Consider the following 17,465-nt stretch of genomic DNA (forward strand, 5'->3'; position numbering starts at 1 on the left):
TGCATGAAGGCATACCCACCCTCCAACTCTCCGTTCCCGCGTACATCCGATGTACATAAGCCGCGCTGACAAGGTGGCCTGGATCGGCCTTCGGGTCGTGGAGTCAATAAAAATGAAACGTATGTTGTTTAACGCTACGCAGCAGGAAGAGCTGCGCGTAGCCATTGTCGACGGTCAGAAGCTGATCGACATCGATATCGAGTCGGCCGGCCGCGAACAGCGCAAGTCGAACATCTATAAAGGTGTCATCACCCGCATTGAGCCCTCCCTCGAAGCTTGCTTCGTCAGCTATGGCGAAGACCGCCACGGCTTCCTCCCCTTCAAAGAAGTTGCGCGCACCTACTTCCGCGAAGGCGTCGACGTCCGTACCGCTTCGGTCAAGGAAGCGCTGCGCGAAGGCCAGGAAATCATGGTCCAGGTCGAAAAGGAAGAGCGCGGCAACAAGGGCGCGGCGCTGACCTCGTTCGTCTCGCTGGCCGGCCGCTACCTCGTGCTGATGCCGAACAATCCGCGCGGCGGCGGCGTATCGCGCCGTGTCGAAGGCGAAGAGCGCCAGGAACTGCGCGAAACGATGGACAAGCTGGACCTGCCGCAAGGCATGTCGGTGATTGCCCGCACCGCCGGCATCGGCCGCAACGTCGAAGAACTGCAGTGGGACCTGAACTACCTGATGCAACTGTGGCGCGCGATCGAAGGGGCCGGCAAGCAAGGCAACGGCGCTTTCCTGATCTACCAGGAATCGTCGCTCGTCATCCGCGCCATCCGCGACTACTTCCAGCCCGACATCGGCGAGATCCTGATCGACACCGACGACATCTACGAGCAGGCGCATCAGTTCATGAGCCACGTGATGCCCGACATGGTGCACCGCGTCAAGCGCTACAGCGACGACGTGCCGCTGTTCTCGCGTTTCCAGATCGAACACCAGATTGAGACCGCGTACTCGCGCACGGTGCCGTTGCCGTCCGGCGGCGCCATCGTCATCGACCACACCGAAGCGCTCGTGTCGGTCGACGTCAACTCGGCGCGCGCCACGCGCGGCTCCGACATCGAGACCACCGCGTTCAACACCAACTGCGAAGCGGCCGAAGAAGTGGCCCGCCAGTTGCGCCTGCGCGACCTCGGCGGCCTGATCGTCATCGACTTCATCGACATGGAAGTGGCGAAAAACCAGCGCGAGGTGGAAACGCGCCTGAAAGACGCGCTGCACCACGACCGCGCGCGTGTCCAGATGGGCAAGATTTCCCGTTTCGGCCTGATGGAACTGTCGCGCCAGCGCCTGCGTCCGTCACTGTCCGAAGGCAGCCACGTGACGTGCCCGCGCTGCTCCGGCACCGGCCACATCCGCGATACCGAATCGTCCGCACTGCAAGTGCTGCGCATCATCCAGGAAGAGGCGATGAAGGAAAATTCGGCCACCATCCACGTCCAGGTGCCGGTCGATGTTGCCGCGTTCCTGCTCAACGAAAAGCGTGGCGAAGTGCTCAAGATCGAGAACCGCCACCGCATCGGCGTGATCCTGATCCCGAACAAGCACCTCGACACGCCGCACTACAAGCTCGAGCGCATCAAGCACGACGATCCGCGCCTCGAAGACAGCCAGGCCAGCTACACCCTGGCCGAGCAGGCCGACACCGACATGGCTTACAGCAAGCGCCAGAAGGAAGAAGCCAAGCCGCGCCAGGAAGCCGTCGTCAAGACGATCACCCCGGCCCAGCCTGCGCCGATGGTCGACCGCAGCGAGCCGGTCAAGCCGGTCATCGTGGCGCCGGTGCCGGTCGCGCCGGTCGAGGAAAGCTTCCTCGACAAGATCATCAACTTCTTCATGGGCAAGAAGGCGACGCCAGTTGCCGCGCCGGCGCCAGTTGCCGCGCCAGCCAAGCCGGCTGCTGCTGCCGACCGTGGCGGCGACCGTAATGGTCGTGGCCCGCGCGGCCGCAGCCGTGGCGGCAAGCAAGGTGGCCGCGAAGAGCGCGAACCTGGCGCCAAGGCCGGCGTTGCCGACGAGACCGTGAAAGCAGCCGACGCCGAAACCCGCGCCGCCCGCCCGCCGCGTCCGCCACGTCCACCGCGTGAAGCGCGCGAGCCGCGCGAGCAGGCCGAAGCGCAAGTGCCGGCAGTGCCGCGCGCCGAACGTGGCGAGCGTCCTGAACGTGCCGAGCGCACCCCGCGCCCTGCCCGCGAGCGCGCCGACTACCGCGCTGTCGTTGCCGAATCGAAGGCCGACGATGTTGTCGTCACCGAAGCAGTGATGGCGTCGTCGATTTCGGTCACCACGCTCGGCCCGGACGGCGAGCACAACGTTACCGAGCAAGTGGTCAAGACCATCACGACCATCGGCCCGAACGGCGAAGAGATCGAAGTCGAAGCCGGCGACGAGCCGCGCCGCCGTCGCCGCCGCGGTGGCCGCAACCGTAACCGCCGCGAGCGCGAGCTCGGTGAAGGTGGCGAGAACGAAGCAGGCGACAACGAAGGCGAAGCAGCGCCGTCGACGACGGTGGCGTTCACCCCGGTAGCTGACCAGGAAGCTGGCGCGGCTGAGCCGGTACCGGCGTCGGAATACGTCATGGTCGAGCCTGTCGAAGCAGCCCCGGCGCCAGCGCCGGTCGCAGTGCAGCCGGAGCCGGTCGTCGCTGAAGCACCAGTCGTCGCCGAAGCGCCAGCTGCGCCTGCAGTGATGCCGGAAACCATGTTCACGCCGGATACCCCGGTGGAAGCACCAGTTGCCGCTGAGCCAGTCGCAGCCGTTGTCGACGTCGAGCGCGTCGTCGCCGAGCCGGTGGCTGTTCAGACAGCGCCGGAAGCTGTTGAAGAGCCAGTCGCGGTCGTCGAAGAGGCGCCAGCGCCGGTTGCCGTTTCAGCGCCGGTCGAAGTAGCAGCGGCGGTGCCGGTACCCGTGCAAGCGATGGCGCCAGCGCCAGTGCAAGCACCGGTTGCCGACCTGAAAGAGTTGCTCGGTTCCGCCGGTTTGACCTTGGCTGCCACCGATCCTGAGAAGCTGCGTGCAGCGCAGGAAGCGGCCGCCAGCGCGGCGCCGCCGGTACGTGTTCCGCGTGAACGCAAGCCGCTGCCACCGCAAGTGGACGAGCCGCTGATCCAGATCGACACCAGCCGCCAGTAATAGGCCGGTAGTCGATAAGAAGGGAAGCCGCGTGCTTCCCTTTTTTTACGTCCGGGCTATTCGATCCAATGGGATCCCCGCGAAAGCGAAGATCCCATTCCGCAGCACCGCACAGTCGTTACAATACCGGCATGATCCCACCCCACGATATCCGCCCCGCCCCCGTCACCTTGCGCGAAGCCTTCTGGTATTGGCTCAAGCTTGGCTTCATCAGTTTTGGCGGCCCGGCCGGCCAGATCGCCCTGATGCATTCCGAACTGGTCGAACGGCGCCGCTGGATTTCCGAGCAGCGCTTCCTGCACGCCCTCAATTACTGCATGCTGCTGCCCGGCCCCGAAGCGACCCAGCTTGCCGTCTACATCGGCTGGCTGATGCACAAAACGCGCGGCGGCATCATTGCCGGCGCGCTGTTCGTGCTGCCCTCATTGCTGATCCTCATCGTGCTGTCCTGGATTTACATGGCATATGGAAACCTGCCGGCGGTGGCCGGCGTCCTGTATGGCATCAAGCCGGCGGTGGTTGCCATCGTGCTCGCCGCTGCCTGGCGCATCGGCAGCCGCACATTGAAAAACCAGGTGCTGATGGCGGTCGCCGTCGCCGCCTTCCTCGCCATCGCCGTCTTCAGCGCGCCGTTCCCGCTGATCGTGCTGGGCGCCGCCGCGATCGGCGTGGCCGGCGGCAGGTGGTGGCCGGCCTGGTTCCAGGTCGGCGGCCAGCGCGCGCATAACGCCAAGGCCTCGTACGGCGTCGCGCTGATCGACGACGACACGCCGACGCCGGCGCACGCCGCCTTCGCCTGGCCGCGCCTGGCGCAGGTCGCGCTGATTGGCCTGGGCATCGGCGTTTGCGCCTGGCTGCTGCTGGCCGCGCGCTACGGCGTCGCCGGCACGCTTGCCCAGATGGGCTGGTTTTTCACCAAGGCGGCCCTGATGACCTTCGGCGGCGCGTACGCCGTGCTGCCCTACGTCTACCAGGGCGGCGTCGAGCACTACCACTGGCTCACCGCCGCCCAGATGATCGACGGCCTGGCGCTGGGCGAAACCACGCCCGGCCCTCTGATCATGATCGTCGCCTTCGTCGGCTTCGTCGGCGCCTGGAGCGGCGCCCTGTTCGGCGACTCCGCCCTGCTCGCGGCCGGCGTCGCCGGCGCCTCGGTCGCCGCGCTGTTTACGTTCCTGCCGTCGTTCATCTTCATCCTGGCCGGCGGCCCGCTGGTCGAATCGACCCGCGGCGACGTCCGCATGACGGCGCCGCTGACCGCCATCTCGGCGGCGGTGGTCGGCGTCATCGTCAGCCTCGCCGTGTTCTTCGGCCAGCATGTGTTTTTCGCCGCCGGCCGCCTCGATCCGGTAGCCGTCGCCATCAGCGCCGTCGCCTGCATCGCCCTGTTTCGCTACCAGGTCGGCGCCATCAAATTGATCTTCGCCTGTGCGCTCGCGGGCCTCGTGCTATCGTATTGGCATGGCTGAAAAAATCATCATGCTCGGCGACGAGCGCCGGCCCCAGATGGCCGTCCCCGCCGTCCTCGAAGCGCCCACCGGCCGCGTGGACGACGCCCTCGCGCGGCCATTGCACGACCTGCGCATCTCGGTCACCGACCGCTGCAATTTTCGCTGTGTCTACTGCATGCCGAAGGAAGTGTTCGACAAGGACTACGCCTACCTGCCGCAAACTGCCCTGCTGTCGTTCGAGGAAATCACCCGCGTCGCCACCATCTTCGTCGCCCATGGCGTCGAAAAGATCCGCCTGACCGGCGGCGAACCGCTGCTGCGCAAGAACCTCGAACGCCTGGTCGGCATGCTCGCCGCCATCCGCACGCCGAGCGGGCGCACGCTCGACCTCACGCTCACCACCAACGGCGCGCTGCTGGCCAAAAAAGCGCAGTCGCTCAAGGACGCTGGCCTGAACCGCGTCACCGTCTCGCTCGATTCGCTCGACGACGCCACCTTCAAGCGCATGAACGACGTCGACTTCGCGGTCGCCGACGTGTTGCACGGCATCGACGTCGCCCACCAGGTTGGCCTCGGCCCCATCAAGATCAACATGGTCGTCAAGGGCGGCATGAACGACCAGGAAATCGTGCCGATGGCGCGCCACTTCAAGGACACGCCGTACATCTTGCGCTTCATCGAATACATGGACGTTGGCGCCTCCAACGGCTGGAACATGAGCGAAGTGATTCCTTCGACCGAAGTGGTGCGCCGCATTTCTGCGCAGATGCCGCTGGCGCCGGTCGGCGCCAACTACGCCGGCGAGACTGCCGCGCGCTGGCGCTATGTCGATGGCGGCGGCGAAGTGGGCATGATTTCCAGCGTCACCCAGTCGTTCTGCAAGGACTGCACCCGCGCGCGCCTGTCGACCGAGGGGCAACTCTACACCTGCCTGTTCGCCACCCGCGGCCACGACCTGCGCGGCCTGCTGCGCGGCGGCCGCAGCGATGCCGAGGTTTCCGCCGCCGTCGCCCAGTTGTGGCGTGCGCGCACCGACCGCTATTCCGACACCCGCACCATCAACACCAGCGGCATCGAGCGCGGCCCAAGGCGGGTCGAAATGTCCTACATCGGCGGATAATCAAGCATGCAGAAAAATGAACAGATCAGCGCACTGATCCTGGCGGGCGGGCGCGGCTCGCGCATGGGCCACGTCGACAAGGGCCTGCAGCCGTTCCACGGCGCCACCATGGTCGCTCACGTGCTCGAGCGGCTGGCGCCGCAGGTGGGTGCAATCGCCATCAACGCCAACCAGAACCTGGGCAGGTATGAAGCATTCGGCGTGCCGGTGTGGCCTGATGAAACGACCGGCTTTGCCGGACCGCTGGCCGGACTCGAAGCGGGCATGCGCCACTGCGCCACGCCGTACATGGTCACCGCGCCGTGCGACTCGCCGTTCTTGCCGCGCGACCTGGCCGCGCGCCTGTTCCACGCGCTGCAGTCGCAACGCGCCGACGTCGCCCTGGCGGTGACGCAGGAAGGCGGCATGCGAAAGCAGCCGCACCCGGTTTTCTGCCTGGTCAAGACGCGCCTGCTGCCGGTGCTCTCAAGCTACCTGGCCGAGGGCGGGCGCAAGATGGACGGCTGGTACGCCGACCTGAAAGTGGCCGAAGTGCTGTTCGACGACAGCGACGCCTTCCGCAACATCAACACGCTCGACGAACTGCACAGCCTTGATACGTCGCGCGCGCCGAAGCGACTGCTCGATGTCACCAGCTGCCTGTCCGGCTACGACCCTGACGCGCTGCCGGTGCGCGACGCCCAGCGCATCATCCGCGAATTCGTCTCCCCCATCGCCTCGATCGAAAAGGTCGCCCTGCGCGCCGCGCTCGACCGCGTGCTGGCCGCGGACATCACCTCGCCGATCAGCGTGCCGGCGCACGACAACTCGGCGATGGACGGCTTTGCGCTGCGCGGCGCCGACCTGCGCGCCGAGGGCACGACCACGCTGAAGGTCATCGACACCGTCTACGCCGGCCGTCCGTCCGGCGCGACGCCGGCCCCTGGCGAGTGCGTGCGCATCATGACGGGCGGCGTCATGCCGGCCGGCTGCGACAGCGTCGTCCCGCAGGAGTTCGTGGCCCGTATCGGCGAGGCCGACATCACGATCGACGCCGGCGTCATTCGGGTCGGCGACAATCGCCGCTTCGCCGGCGAGGACCTGATGGCCGGCAACCCCGCGCTCAGGAAAGGCAAGATCATCCGCCCGGCCGACCTCGGCCTGCTCGCGTCGCTGGGCATCGCCGAAGTGCCGGTGCAGCGGCGCCTGCGCGTCGCGTTCTTCTCGACCGGTGACGAACTGCGTTCGATCGGCGAGCCGCTCGACGCCGGCTGCGTCTACGACAGCAACCGCTACACCTTGTACGGCATGCTTGCCCGGCTTGGCTGCGACATCATCGACATGGGCGTCGTCAAGGACGACCCGCAGGCGCTGGAAGAGGCGCTGCGCAACGCCTGCGAAAACACCGACGCCATCGTCACCTCCGGCGGTGTCTCGGTCGGCGCGGCCGACTACACGCGCGACATCATGGCCAGACTTGGCGACGTCACGTTCTGGAAGATCGGCATGCGCCCGGGGCGCCCGCTCGCCTTCGGCAAGATCAACTCGAACGGCCACAGCGCCTTCCTGTTTGGCCTGCCCGGCAATCCGGTGGCGGTGATGGTGTCGTTCTACTTTTTCGCCCGCGCCGCGCTGCTGACCATGATGGGCGCCGACGCGCCGCTGCCGCTGCTGAAAGTAAAATCGACCGGCGCCATCCGCAAGAAGCCAGGCCGCACCGAATACCAGCGCGGCATCCTGGCCCACGATGCCAACGGCGAGCAGCAGGTCAGCATCACCGGCTCGCAGGGCTCCGGCATTTTGCGCTCGATGTCGGAAGCGAACTGCATGGTGGTGCTGCACGACGAGCAAGGCAACGTCGCCGCCGGCGACCTGGTCGACGTCCTGCTCTTCGAAGGCCTGGTGTAACCGTACCCGCAACCTCAGCCCGCGAACTAAAAACCGGGTCGGCTATTCGTCGTCCGCCAGTTTCGACAACGCTTCGGCCGGACTCGCATACAGCGCCGGCTCTTTGTTACTGCGCGTGAAAGCGGCGCCCACATACGCGCGCATGAAGGTGCTGTGCGTGTAGCGCGTCACGCGGCTGTAAAAGCGCTCCGTCAGCGCGTTGACCATCTCCACATACGCATCGAGCAGGTCCGGCGCGATCGTGAAGTTGTCGTAGTTGACGATGGCGGGAACCTTGCGCCCGACCGGCGCCAGGCGCGCCGCCACCAGAACGCTGACGGCGTCGATGTCGGCCATCGACGATACTTCGAATCCTTCGAAATTGACGAAGAACAGGCGCTTTTGCGCATCGTACGTGAGGCGCTGTTCGAGCGGCTGCGCCAGCATCGGCGTGCGCCAGCCCATCGCCGCGGGGGCAAAGATGCGCGCGTCCATCAGCTTCAGGTCTGCACTGATCGCCGGCACAAAACCCATGTGGGCCAGGATGTCGCGCTGCAGGTCGACGCCGGGCGCGATCTCGATCAGCTCCAGGCCGCTGTCGACCAGCTTGAACACGCAGCGCTCGGTCACGTACAGCGCCGTCTGACCGCGCTCGAGCGCGTACTTGCCCGAGTAGGTGCGGTGCTCGACCTCGTCGATGAACTTGCGCGACGCGCCCTCTTCGACGATCTGCAGCTTGCCGCCACGGATGGCGATCTTCAGCCCGCCGGCCGTGAAGGTACCGACGAACACCACCTTCTTGGCATTCTGGCTGATGTTGATAAAGCCGCCGGCGCCGGCCAGCCTGCTGCCGAATTTGCTGACGTTCAGGTTGCCGCAGCGGTCCGCCTGCGCCAGGCCAAGGCAGGCGACATCGAGCCCGCCGCCATCGTAGAAGTCGAACTGGTACGGCTGGTCGATGATCGCGTCGGCATTCGTGGCGGCGCCAAAATTGAGGCCGCCGGCGGGAATGCCGCCGATGACGCCCGGCTCCGCCGTCAGCGTGATCAGGTCGAGCAGCTTCTCTTCGGCCGCCACGCTGGCCACGCCTTCCGGCATGCCGATGCCGAGGTTGACGACGTCGTTCGGCCGCAGCTCCATCAGCGCGCGCCGCGCGATCACCTTGCGCTCGCACAGCGGCATCGGCGCGATCGACGACAGCGGCACCCGCAGTTCGCTGGCAAACGCCGCGCTGTACGGCTCGGCGAAGGTCTGCATGTGGTATTCGGGCTTTTCGGCCACCACCACGCAGTCGACCAGGATGCCGGGGATCTTGACCTCGCGCGGATTGAGGCTGCCGTTTTCGGCGATCCGCTCGACCTGCACGATGACGATGCCGCCCGAATTGTGCGCCGCCATCGCGATGGCAAGCGCTTCGAGCGTCAGCGCTTCCTTCTCCATCGTCACGTTGCCGTTGGCGTCGGCGGTGGTGCCGCGGATGATGCCGACCTGGATCGGCAGCGCCTTGTAGAACAGGCACTCCTTGCCGCCCACCGTCATCACTTCGACCAGGTCCTCGTGGGTGCTGGCGTTGATCTTGCCGCCACCGAAACGCGGATCGACGAAGGTGCCCAGGCCCACGTGCGTCAGCAGTCCCGGCTTGCCGGCCGCGGTATCGCGAAACAGCTGGCTGATGACGCCTTGCGGCAGGTTGTACGCCTCGATCTGGTTCGTCATCGCCAGCGTCTGGAGCTTGGGCACCAGGCTCCAGTGCCCGCCAATGACGCGCTTGACCAGCCCCGCGTGCGCCAGGTGGTTCAGGCCGCGGTCACGGCCGTCGCCCTGCCCGGCCGCATACACCAAGGTCAGGTCGCGCGGATGGCGCTGCCCGCCTTCGCCCGCCAGGAACGTCTGTTCCAGCGCCACCGCGATGTTCTCGGCAAAGCCGATGCCGACGAAGCCGCCGGTGGCAACCGTATCCCCATCGTGGATCAGGCTTACCGCATCGAGAGCGCTGACGATCTTGGTGCGGTTCGCCGAACCGATGGCGTGCGCCGGCAGCGCCGGGGTACGTGGTGGCATGGTGTCTCCGATGACGGTTATCCGCCGGGGCTGTCCAACTCCGCATGGTCGATGTCGGGTCCCAGCATCAGTTGCGCCTCTTCGCTCGGCAACGCTTCCACCGATTTTAACTTGCGCGCCATCTGGCGGCTACGCACTTCGGCGCTTTCGATGTTCTTGGCGGCCCGCTCCAGGGTCAGGCGGGTCTGGCTGAGCACATCGCCGAACTTGCCGAACTCGGTCTTGACCGCGCCCAGCACCTGCCACACCTCGGACGAACGCTTCTCCAGCGCCAGCGTGCGAAAGCCCATCTGCAGGCTGCTGAGGATGGCCGCCAGGGTCGACGGCCCGGCGATGCTGACGCGCAGCGTACGCTGCAGGTCGTCGGCCAGGCCGGGACGCCGCATCACCTCCGCATACAGCCCTTCAGTCGGCAGGAACAGGATGGCGAAATCGGTCGTCAGCGGCGGCGACAGGTATTTTTCGCAGATGGTTTTGGCTTCGCCGCGCACCGCGCGCTCGAGGTCGCGGCCGAACTGCTGCACGCCGTCGGCATCGGCGCGGTCGGCAGCTTCGACCAGGCGCTCGTACTGCTCCTTCGGGAACTTGGCGTCGATCGGCAGCCACACCGGCGCGCCGCCATCGACGCTGCCGGGCAGCTTGATGGCAAATTCCACCCGCGCGCCGGTGCCGGGAATGGTTTCGACGTTCTTTGCATACTGGTCTGCGGTGAGCACCTGCTCGAGCAGCATCTCGAGCTGCACTTCGCCCCAGGTGCCGCGCGTCTTCACATTCGTCAGCACCCGTTTCAGGTCGCCCACGCCGATGGCCAGCTGCTGCATTTCGCCCAGGCCCTGGTGGACCTTCTCGAGCCTTTCCGACACCACCCGGAACGATTCGGTCAGCCGCGTCTCGAGCGTGGCGTGCAGCTTTTCGTCGACGGTCTTGCGCATCTCTTCCAGGCGCGCCGCGTTGTCAAGTTGCAGGTCCTTGATCTTCGCCTCCAGCGTCTCGCGCACTTCCAGCATGCGCTGCGCGTTCGACTCGGTCAGCGCGGAAATGCTTCGGCTAAGTGTGTCGGCCAGGCGCTTGAGCGTGACTGCCTGTTCTTCGCGCCCGCTGGCGCCCTGCGTGTGGATCTGCTGGCGCATGCCGTCAAGCTGCTGCACGCTGCCGGCGTGATTGTGGGCCATGCTGACGGCCAGCTCCTGCCGTGTCGCCTGAAGGCCGGCCTGCAGCGCGCGTTCGAGCCGCTCGAACTGGGCGTCGTGGTTGCCGCGTCCGCGCATCAACAGCACCAGCAGCAGCACGATGGCCACTGCCGCCAGCAGCGCGAGGATGATGAATTCTGTCTGCGTCATCAGTCGGCCTTGTTCCGCATCCAGTCGGCGGTCTGGTAGAACGACTCCATCAGCCGCAGGCGCAGCGCCTCGTCGATGCCGACGTCTTCCATCGCCCACGCCATCGCGCGCAGCCACTGATCGCGCTCGCTGCTGCCGATCGCAAACGGCAGGTGGCGCGCGCGCAGCCGCGGGTGGCCGTGGCGTTCGACGAACAGGTCGGGGCCGCCCATCCAGCCGGACAGGAACATGAACAGCTTGTCGCGCGAGCCGTCCATCGGCGTCGGGTGCAGCGCGCGGATGCCGGCGAACTCGGGCTCGAGCTCCATCAGGTCGTAGAAGCGGTCGACCAGCTCGCGCAGACGCTGTTGGCCGCCGATGGTGTCATACAAAGTGGGGGATTGGGTCATGCCCGCCATGATAACGCACGGCCGGCTCGTCATGCCCCACTAGCGCATCAGCCCTGGCGCAGCGTCTGCAGCGGCGGCTGTTTGAGCACATTGCGCAGTCCCAGCCAGCCGCCGGCAATCGCGCACGCCACGCCGACCGCAACGCCGGCCATCCACACCACCGGGCTGAAGGTCCACTCGAACTTGAACTGGTACGTCGCCAGCGCCCAGCCCAGCGCCGCGGCGCCGCTCGCCGCCAGCAGACCGGACAAGCCGCCCACCAGCGAGAACTCGATCCACTGCGCCTGCGACAGCTGCCGGCGCGTCGCGCCCAATGCGCGCAGCAGGCCCGATTCGCGCGTGCGCTCGTCCTGCGATCCCATCAGCGCGGCATACAGCACCAGCACGCCCGAGGCCAGCGTAAACAGGAACAGGAATTCGACCGCCGTCACCACCTGGTCGAGCACCTCCTGCAGCTGCGAGATGATGCCGCTGACATCGATCACGGTCAGGTTCGGAAATTCGCGCGTCAGCGCGTTGGTCAGGCCAGTGCCGGACGGCGGCAGGTGAAATGCCGTCATCAGCGTCTGCGGCGTTTCCTTCATCGCCTGCGGATTGATGATGACGAAGAAGTTGGCGCGCATCGAACCCCATTCGAGCTTGCGCAGGCTCGTCACCCGCGCATTCACGATCTGGCCGGCGATATCGAAACGCATGGTGTCGCCAAGCTTGATGCGCAGCGTCTTGGCGATGCCCTGCTCGACCGACGCTTCGGCCATGCCGGGTTTATCCTCGTACCACTTGCCGGCGATGATCTGGTTCGATGTCTGCATCTGCTTCATGCTCGACAGGTTGAATTCGCGGTCGGCCAGCCGGCGCGCGTCGTCCGCCTGATACGTCGTGGCGGTGATCGGCTGGTCGTTGACCGCCGTCAGGCGCCCGCGGATCATGGGGTACAGCACCGCGTCCTTGACGCCAGCGGCCACCAGCTTCTGTTCGACCTGCTCGCGCTGGTCCGGCATGATGTTGATGATGAATCGGTTCGGCGCATCGGCCGGCGTGGCGCTGCGCCAGGCGCCCATCAGGTCGCCGCGTACCACTGTCAGCAGTAGCAGCGCCATCAGGCCAAGCGCCAGCGACACCACCTGCACGATGGTCGCTCCCGGCCGGCGCTGCAGCGCGCTGACGGCAAAGCGCCAGCTCTGGTGGTCGAACGCGCCGCGCAGCCGGCGCAGCGACAGCAGGCCAAGCCAGCCGGCCAGCGCGAACAGGCCGAAGCCGGCAAGGAACCCGACCGCCGTCAGCAGCGCCAGCCTGGTGTCGCCGGCCTGCCACAGCAACAGCGCGACAAACGCGGCAACGCCGAAGCCGTAGGTGGCCAGCGCCATCGCCTGCGGCGCCGCCTGCTCGCGGCGGATCACGCGGTTGTGCGGCACATTGCGCAGCTGGAGCACCGGCGGCAGCGCGAAGCCGACCAGCAGCAGCATGCCGGTGGCGATGCCCTGCAGCGCCGGCAGCAGCGACACCGGCGGCAGGTCGGTGCTGATGAATCTTCCAATCAGCTCGAGCAGTACGTAGTGGGCGCCGAAGCCGACCAGCACGCCGAGCACGCTGCCGGCCAGGCCGACCAGCACGAACTCGATCAGGTACAGCGCGCTCACTTCATTCTGCGACAGGCCCAGGCAGCGCAGCATGGCGCAGGCGTCCAGGTGGCGCAGCATGAAGCGGCGCGCCGCCATCGCCACGGCCACCGCCGCCAGCATCGCCGACAGCAGGCCGACCAGCGACAGGAAGCGGTCGGCCCGGTCCAGCGTGGCGCGCATTTCGGGACGGCCGTTTTCCAGCGATTCGATCCGCACGCCCTTGGCGCCCGCTTCGGCGATGCGCGCCTTGAGCCACTGCTCGTACTGCGCCACCGGCGCAAAATCGTTCGACGACGGCGACGCCACCTGCATCCGGTAGGTCACGCGCGAACCGTTGTCGACCAGGCCGGTGGCGGCCAGGTCTGCCATGGACAGCATGACGCGCGGCGCGAAATTGGCGAACGACGGACCGCGGTCCGGTTCGGCGGCGATGATCTGGACGATGGTGAAGCTCTTGTCGCCGACCTTGATGGCGCCGCCGACCGACGTCTTCAAGGCCGTCAGCACGTTGGCGTCGACCCACACGGTGCCGGGCGCCGGCGTGGCGTCGGTCTTGACGCCCTTGACGTCGCCCGCGTCGCGCGTCACTTTCACCTGCCCGCGCAGCGGATAGCCCTGGCTGACCGCCTTGATCGACGCCAGCTGCGCCAGCGACTGCTCGCCCTCGCCTGCCTGCGCCATGCTGGGGAAGGTGACGGTGTCAGCCAGCACCAGGCCGCGCCGCTGCGCCTCGGCGCGCCATTCCGCGCGCACCGGCTGGTCGCCATTGACCAGCAGGTCGGCGCCGAGCAACTGGTGCGCGTCGCGATTCAGGCTTGAGCGCATGCGGTCGATGAAAAAGCCCACCGCCGACAGCGAGGCGACGGCGATGATCAGCGCCACCAGCAGGAAGCGCAGTTCTCCGGCGCGCCAGTCGCGCGCGGTCATCCGGAACGATTGAGTCAGCATGACTTCTTACACCTTATCATTGGCAAAACAGGCATCGAGTTCGTCGATGAAGGCGCGCTTGGCTTCCGGCTCGAGGAACGAGGCGGTGAAGCTGTTGCGCGCCAGCTGGTGCGCGTGCGCCGCGGTCAGCGGCAGCGCGTCGAACGCGGCAAGGAAATTGGCATTCATGTAGCCGCCGAAGTAGGCCGGGTCGTCCGAGTTGACCGTCGCGGCCAGCCCCGCATCGAGCAGCGCCAGCAAATTGTGCTCGCCCATGTCGCCGAACACGCGCAGCTTGATGTTCGACAGCGGGCACACCGTCAGCGCGATCTGCTCGCGCGCCAGGCGCGCCGTCAGCAGCGGATCCTCGAGGCAGCGCACGCCGTGGTCGATTCGCTCGACATTGAGCAGGTCGAGCGCGGTCTCGATGTAGGCCGGCGGGCCCTCCTCGCCGGCGTGGGCAACCAGGTGCAGGCCGAGCTGGCGGCAGCGCTCGAACACGCGGGTAAATTTCTCCGGCGGGTGGCCCACTTCCGACGAGTCGAGGCCGACGCCGATGATCTTGTCGCGATACGGCAGCGCCTCTTCCAGCGTGGCGAGGGCGTCGTCCTCGCTCAGGTGGCGCAGGAAGCACATGATCAGGGTGGCGCTGATCGGGCCGTCCTGGCAGGCGCGCCAGATGCCGTCGACCACGGTCTGGAACGGCACCCCGCGCGCCATGTGCGTCTGCGGGTCGAAAAAGATCTCGGCATGGCGCACGTTGTCCTGCGCCGCGCGGCGCAGGTAGGCCATCGTCATGTCATAGAAATCCCGCTCCTTGAGCAAGACGCTGGCGCCGGCGTAATAAATATCGAGAAAAGACTGCAAATTATCGAATGCATAAGCTTTGCGCAGACTGTCGACTGATTCATGAGCCAGTTTGACCCCGTTTCTTTGAGCCAACTCAAAGATTAGCTCAGGTTCGAGTGACCCTTCGATGTGTATGTGCAATTCTGCCTTAGGCATTCGCTGCAAAAGAATTCGCAACTGATCATTGGGCATTTTGCTCTCCAGGAATTTGATTCGTTACGCGTTGGCAGACAGTGTAGCGCAAGGAGCCGGAAGGGTTCGCCGAGGGTCAGATTCATTGCGGAAAGTTTGTCACATATAGCCGTTTTTCGCGCGCCACTGTTCGGCCAGCTGACGCAAGATCGATGTAAGAATTTTCGACCCGATGCTGTTCAGTTAACTGTCGCGATCAGGCTTGCCAGGAGGCCAATAAACTTGCCCGGATGAGGCTGCAATAAGACACAAAAAGCACCGCTCAACTCGATCTTTCATCATACATATCAATGGCTTACGGGAGTTTCAATCGTTCACACGACATTGCTTTGACTTCCGCTTGCATTAAGCACATAATAAATTTCATAGGCGTAAGAAGACGTTGCCACGACGCGAAAATCACCGGAAAAATCCGGGTAAAAATTAAGATATCGACAGTCGTTTTTTGTTTCAGATGTTTGGATCAGGAAACGCTCCTGGCGATTAAAAAGAGGAGAACGCCAGACCAGGGCCGGGACAGCAATTCTGCCGGCGACAGTGACAATGCTTACATGCACATTAAAGGACATTCAAATGACCATTTTTGACAACTACGCAGCTCGTTATGAGCGTACCCGGGAAGAGGAATTTTCCCTTTCTGAGTATTTGGCACTGTGCAAGAAAGATCACCTGACGTACGCCACGGCGCCGGAGCGTATGCTGGCGGCGATCGGCGAGCCGACGCTTGTCGACACCCGCAACGACACGCGGCTGTCGCGCATTTTCGCCAACAAGGTCATCAAGTTGTATCCCGCGTTCAAGGATTTCTACGGCACCGAGGAAGTCATCGAGCAGGTGGTGTCGTACTTCCGCCATGCCGCCCAGGGGCTGGAAGAGCGCAAGCAGATTCTCTACCTGCTCGGGCCGGTCGGCGGCGGCAAGTCGTCGATCGCCGAAAAACTCAAGTCGCTGATGGAGCAGGTGCCGTTCTATTGCCTGAAGGGCTCGCCCGTCAACGAATCGCCGCTCGGCCTGTTCAACGAAGACGAAGACGGCGTCATCCTCGAAGAGGACTACGGCATCCCGCGCCGCTACCTGCGCACCATTCCGAGCCCCTGGGCGGTGAAGCGCCTGCACGAATTTAACGGCGACATCAACAAGTTCCGCGTCGTCAAGCGCTATCCGTCCATGCTCAAGCAGATCGCCATCTCCAAGACCGAGCCCGGCGACGAGAATAACCAGGACATCTCCTCGCTGGTCGGCAAGGTCGACATCCGCAAGCTGGAAGACTATGCGCAGGACGATCCGGACGCCTACAGCTACTCGGGCGGCCTGTGCCTCGGCAATCAGGGCCTGATGGAATTTGTCGAGATGTTCAAGGCGCCGATCAAGGTGCTGCACCCGCTGCTGACGGCCACCCAGGAAGGCAACTACAAGGGCACCGAAGGCTTCGGCGCGATTCCGTTCGACGGCATCGTGCTGGCCCACTCCAACGAGTCGGAGTGGAAAACCTTCCGCAACAACCGCAACAACGAGGCTTTCCTCGACCGTATCTATATAGTCAAGGTGCCGTATTGCCTGCGCGTGACGGACGAGATCAAGATCTACGACAAGCTGATCCGCAACTCGTCGCTCGAGCAGGCCCCGTGCGCGCCGGGCACGATGAAGATGATGGCGCAGTTCGCGATCCTGTCGCGCCTGAAGGACCCGGAAAACTCTAGCATCTTCAGCAAGATGCTGGTGTACGACGGCGAGAACCTGAAGGACACCGATCCGAAGGCCAAGTCGATGCACGAATACGTCGACTATGCCGGCGTCGACGAAGGCATGAATGGCTTGTCGACCCGTTTCGCCTTCAAGATCCTGTCGAAGGTCTTTAACTTCGACAACACGGAAGTGGCGGCCAACCCGGTGCACCTGCTATATGTACTCGAGCAGCAGATCGAGCGCGAGCAGTTCGCGCCCGAAACCGAGCAGCGCTACATGTCGTATATCAAGGAACACCTGGCGCAGCGCTACGTCGACTTCATCGGCAAGGAAATCCAGACCGCCTACCTGGAAAGCTATTCGGAATACGGCCAGAACATTTTCGACCGCTACGTCACGTTCGCCGACTTCTGGATCCAGGACCAGGAGTTCCGCGATCCGGACACCGGCGAATCGTTCGACCGCGACTCGCTCAACAGCGAACTGGAAAAGATCGAGAAGCCGGCCGGCATCTCCAACCCGAAAGATTTCCGCAACGAGATCGTCAACTTCGGATTGCGCGCGCGCGCCACCAACGGCGGCAAGAACCCGGCCTGGACGAGCTACGAGAAATTCCGTACCGTCATCGAGAAGAAGATGTTCTCGAACACCGAGGAACTGCTCCCGGTCATCTCGTTCAACGCCAAGGCGTCGGCCGAGGACGCCAACAAGCACGCCGACTTTGTCGCGCGCATGGTGGAAAAAGGCTACACCGCGAAACAAGTTCGCCTACTGTGTGAGTGGTATCTGCGTGTGCGGAAGTCTTCTTAGCGGCGGCGTATTAAGATAGAGGGGCCGGCAC

At 65.0% G+C, this 17,465-nt stretch carries 11 protein-coding genes; 5 read left to right on the forward strand and 6 right to left on the reverse strand.

Annotated features, from left to right (window positions below; translation table 11 throughout):
- Positions 1-112: 112 nt before the first annotated feature.
- The 4 genes from ACP7DD_RS16530 (at position 113) to glp (ending at position 7,579) form a co-directional block, all read left to right on the forward strand.
- Positions 113-3,121: an Rne/Rng family ribonuclease gene (locus ACP7DD_RS16530; RefSeq protein WP_426175895.1), complete on the forward strand. Its 3,009-nt coding sequence runs from the start codon at positions 113-115 to the stop codon at positions 3,119-3,121.
- Positions 3,122-3,252: 131 nt separating this feature from the next.
- Complete coding sequence (chrA, locus tag ACP7DD_RS16535; RefSeq protein ID WP_426175896.1) at positions 3,253-4,590, forward strand: chromate efflux transporter; 1,338 nt, start codon at positions 3,253-3,255, stop codon at positions 4,588-4,590.
- On the forward strand, positions 4,583-5,692 hold the full coding sequence (gene moaA / locus ACP7DD_RS16540) for a GTP 3',8-cyclase MoaA (protein WP_426175897.1): 1,110 nt from the start codon (positions 4,583-4,585) through the stop codon (positions 5,690-5,692). Before chrA ends, moaA begins: the two co-directional genes overlap by 8 nt.
- A 6-nt stretch (positions 5,693-5,698) precedes the next feature.
- Positions 5,699-7,579: a gephyrin-like molybdotransferase Glp gene (gene glp / locus ACP7DD_RS16545; protein ID WP_426175898.1), complete on the forward strand. Its 1,881-nt coding sequence runs from the start codon at positions 5,699-5,701 to the stop codon at positions 7,577-7,579.
- Between the two features lie 42 nt (positions 7,580-7,621).
- On the opposite strand, the gene ACP7DD_RS16550 is transcribed toward glp, so the two are convergent.
- From ACP7DD_RS16550 to ACP7DD_RS16575, 6 genes are all read right to left on the reverse strand, one after another.
- Complete coding sequence (locus tag ACP7DD_RS16550) at positions 7,622-9,619, reverse strand: acyl CoA:acetate/3-ketoacid CoA transferase (protein WP_426175899.1); 1,998 nt, start codon at positions 9,617-9,619, stop codon at positions 7,622-7,624.
- Positions 9,620-9,636: 17 nt separating this feature from the next.
- The gene (locus ACP7DD_RS16555) at positions 9,637-10,959 is read right to left on the reverse strand and encodes a DNA recombination protein RmuC (RefSeq protein ID WP_426175900.1); all 1,323 of its coding nucleotides are present in this window, start codon (positions 10,957-10,959) and stop codon (positions 9,637-9,639) included.
- Positions 10,959-11,357, reverse strand: coding sequence for a group II truncated hemoglobin (locus tag ACP7DD_RS16560; protein WP_426175901.1), 399 nt, complete (start codon positions 11,355-11,357; stop codon positions 10,959-10,961). Before ACP7DD_RS16560 ends, ACP7DD_RS16555 begins: the two co-directional genes overlap by 1 nt.
- Positions 11,358-11,395: 38 nt before the next feature.
- Positions 11,396-13,918, reverse strand: a complete 2,523-nt coding sequence (locus ACP7DD_RS16565; RefSeq protein ID WP_426175902.1) for an ABC transporter permease — start codon at positions 13,916-13,918, stop codon at positions 11,396-11,398.
- Between the two features lie 6 nt (positions 13,919-13,924).
- Positions 13,925-14,938 carry an adenosine deaminase gene (locus ACP7DD_RS16570; protein WP_426175903.1) on the reverse strand — a complete coding sequence of 338 codons (1,014 nt, stop codon included), beginning with the start codon at positions 14,936-14,938 and terminating at the stop codon, positions 13,925-13,927.
- A 314-nt stretch (positions 14,939-15,252) separates the two neighbouring features.
- Positions 15,253-15,507 (reverse strand): hypothetical protein, encoded by a 255-nt coding sequence (locus tag ACP7DD_RS16575; protein ID WP_426175904.1) that lies wholly within the window; start codon positions 15,505-15,507, stop codon positions 15,253-15,255.
- A 4-nt stretch (positions 15,508-15,511) separates the two neighbouring features.
- On the opposite strand from ACP7DD_RS16575, the gene ACP7DD_RS16580 reads away from it, so the two are divergent.
- Positions 15,512-17,434 (forward strand): PrkA family serine protein kinase, encoded by a 1,923-nt coding sequence (locus ACP7DD_RS16580; RefSeq protein ID WP_426175905.1) that lies wholly within the window; start codon positions 15,512-15,514, stop codon positions 17,432-17,434.
- Positions 17,435-17,465: the final 31 nt, after the last annotated feature.

Source organism: Massilia sp. TWR1-2-2 (genome assembly GCF_049897565.1).
In the GTDB taxonomy this organism is placed as follows: domain Bacteria; phylum Pseudomonadota; class Gammaproteobacteria; order Burkholderiales; family Burkholderiaceae_D; genus JAFCUW01.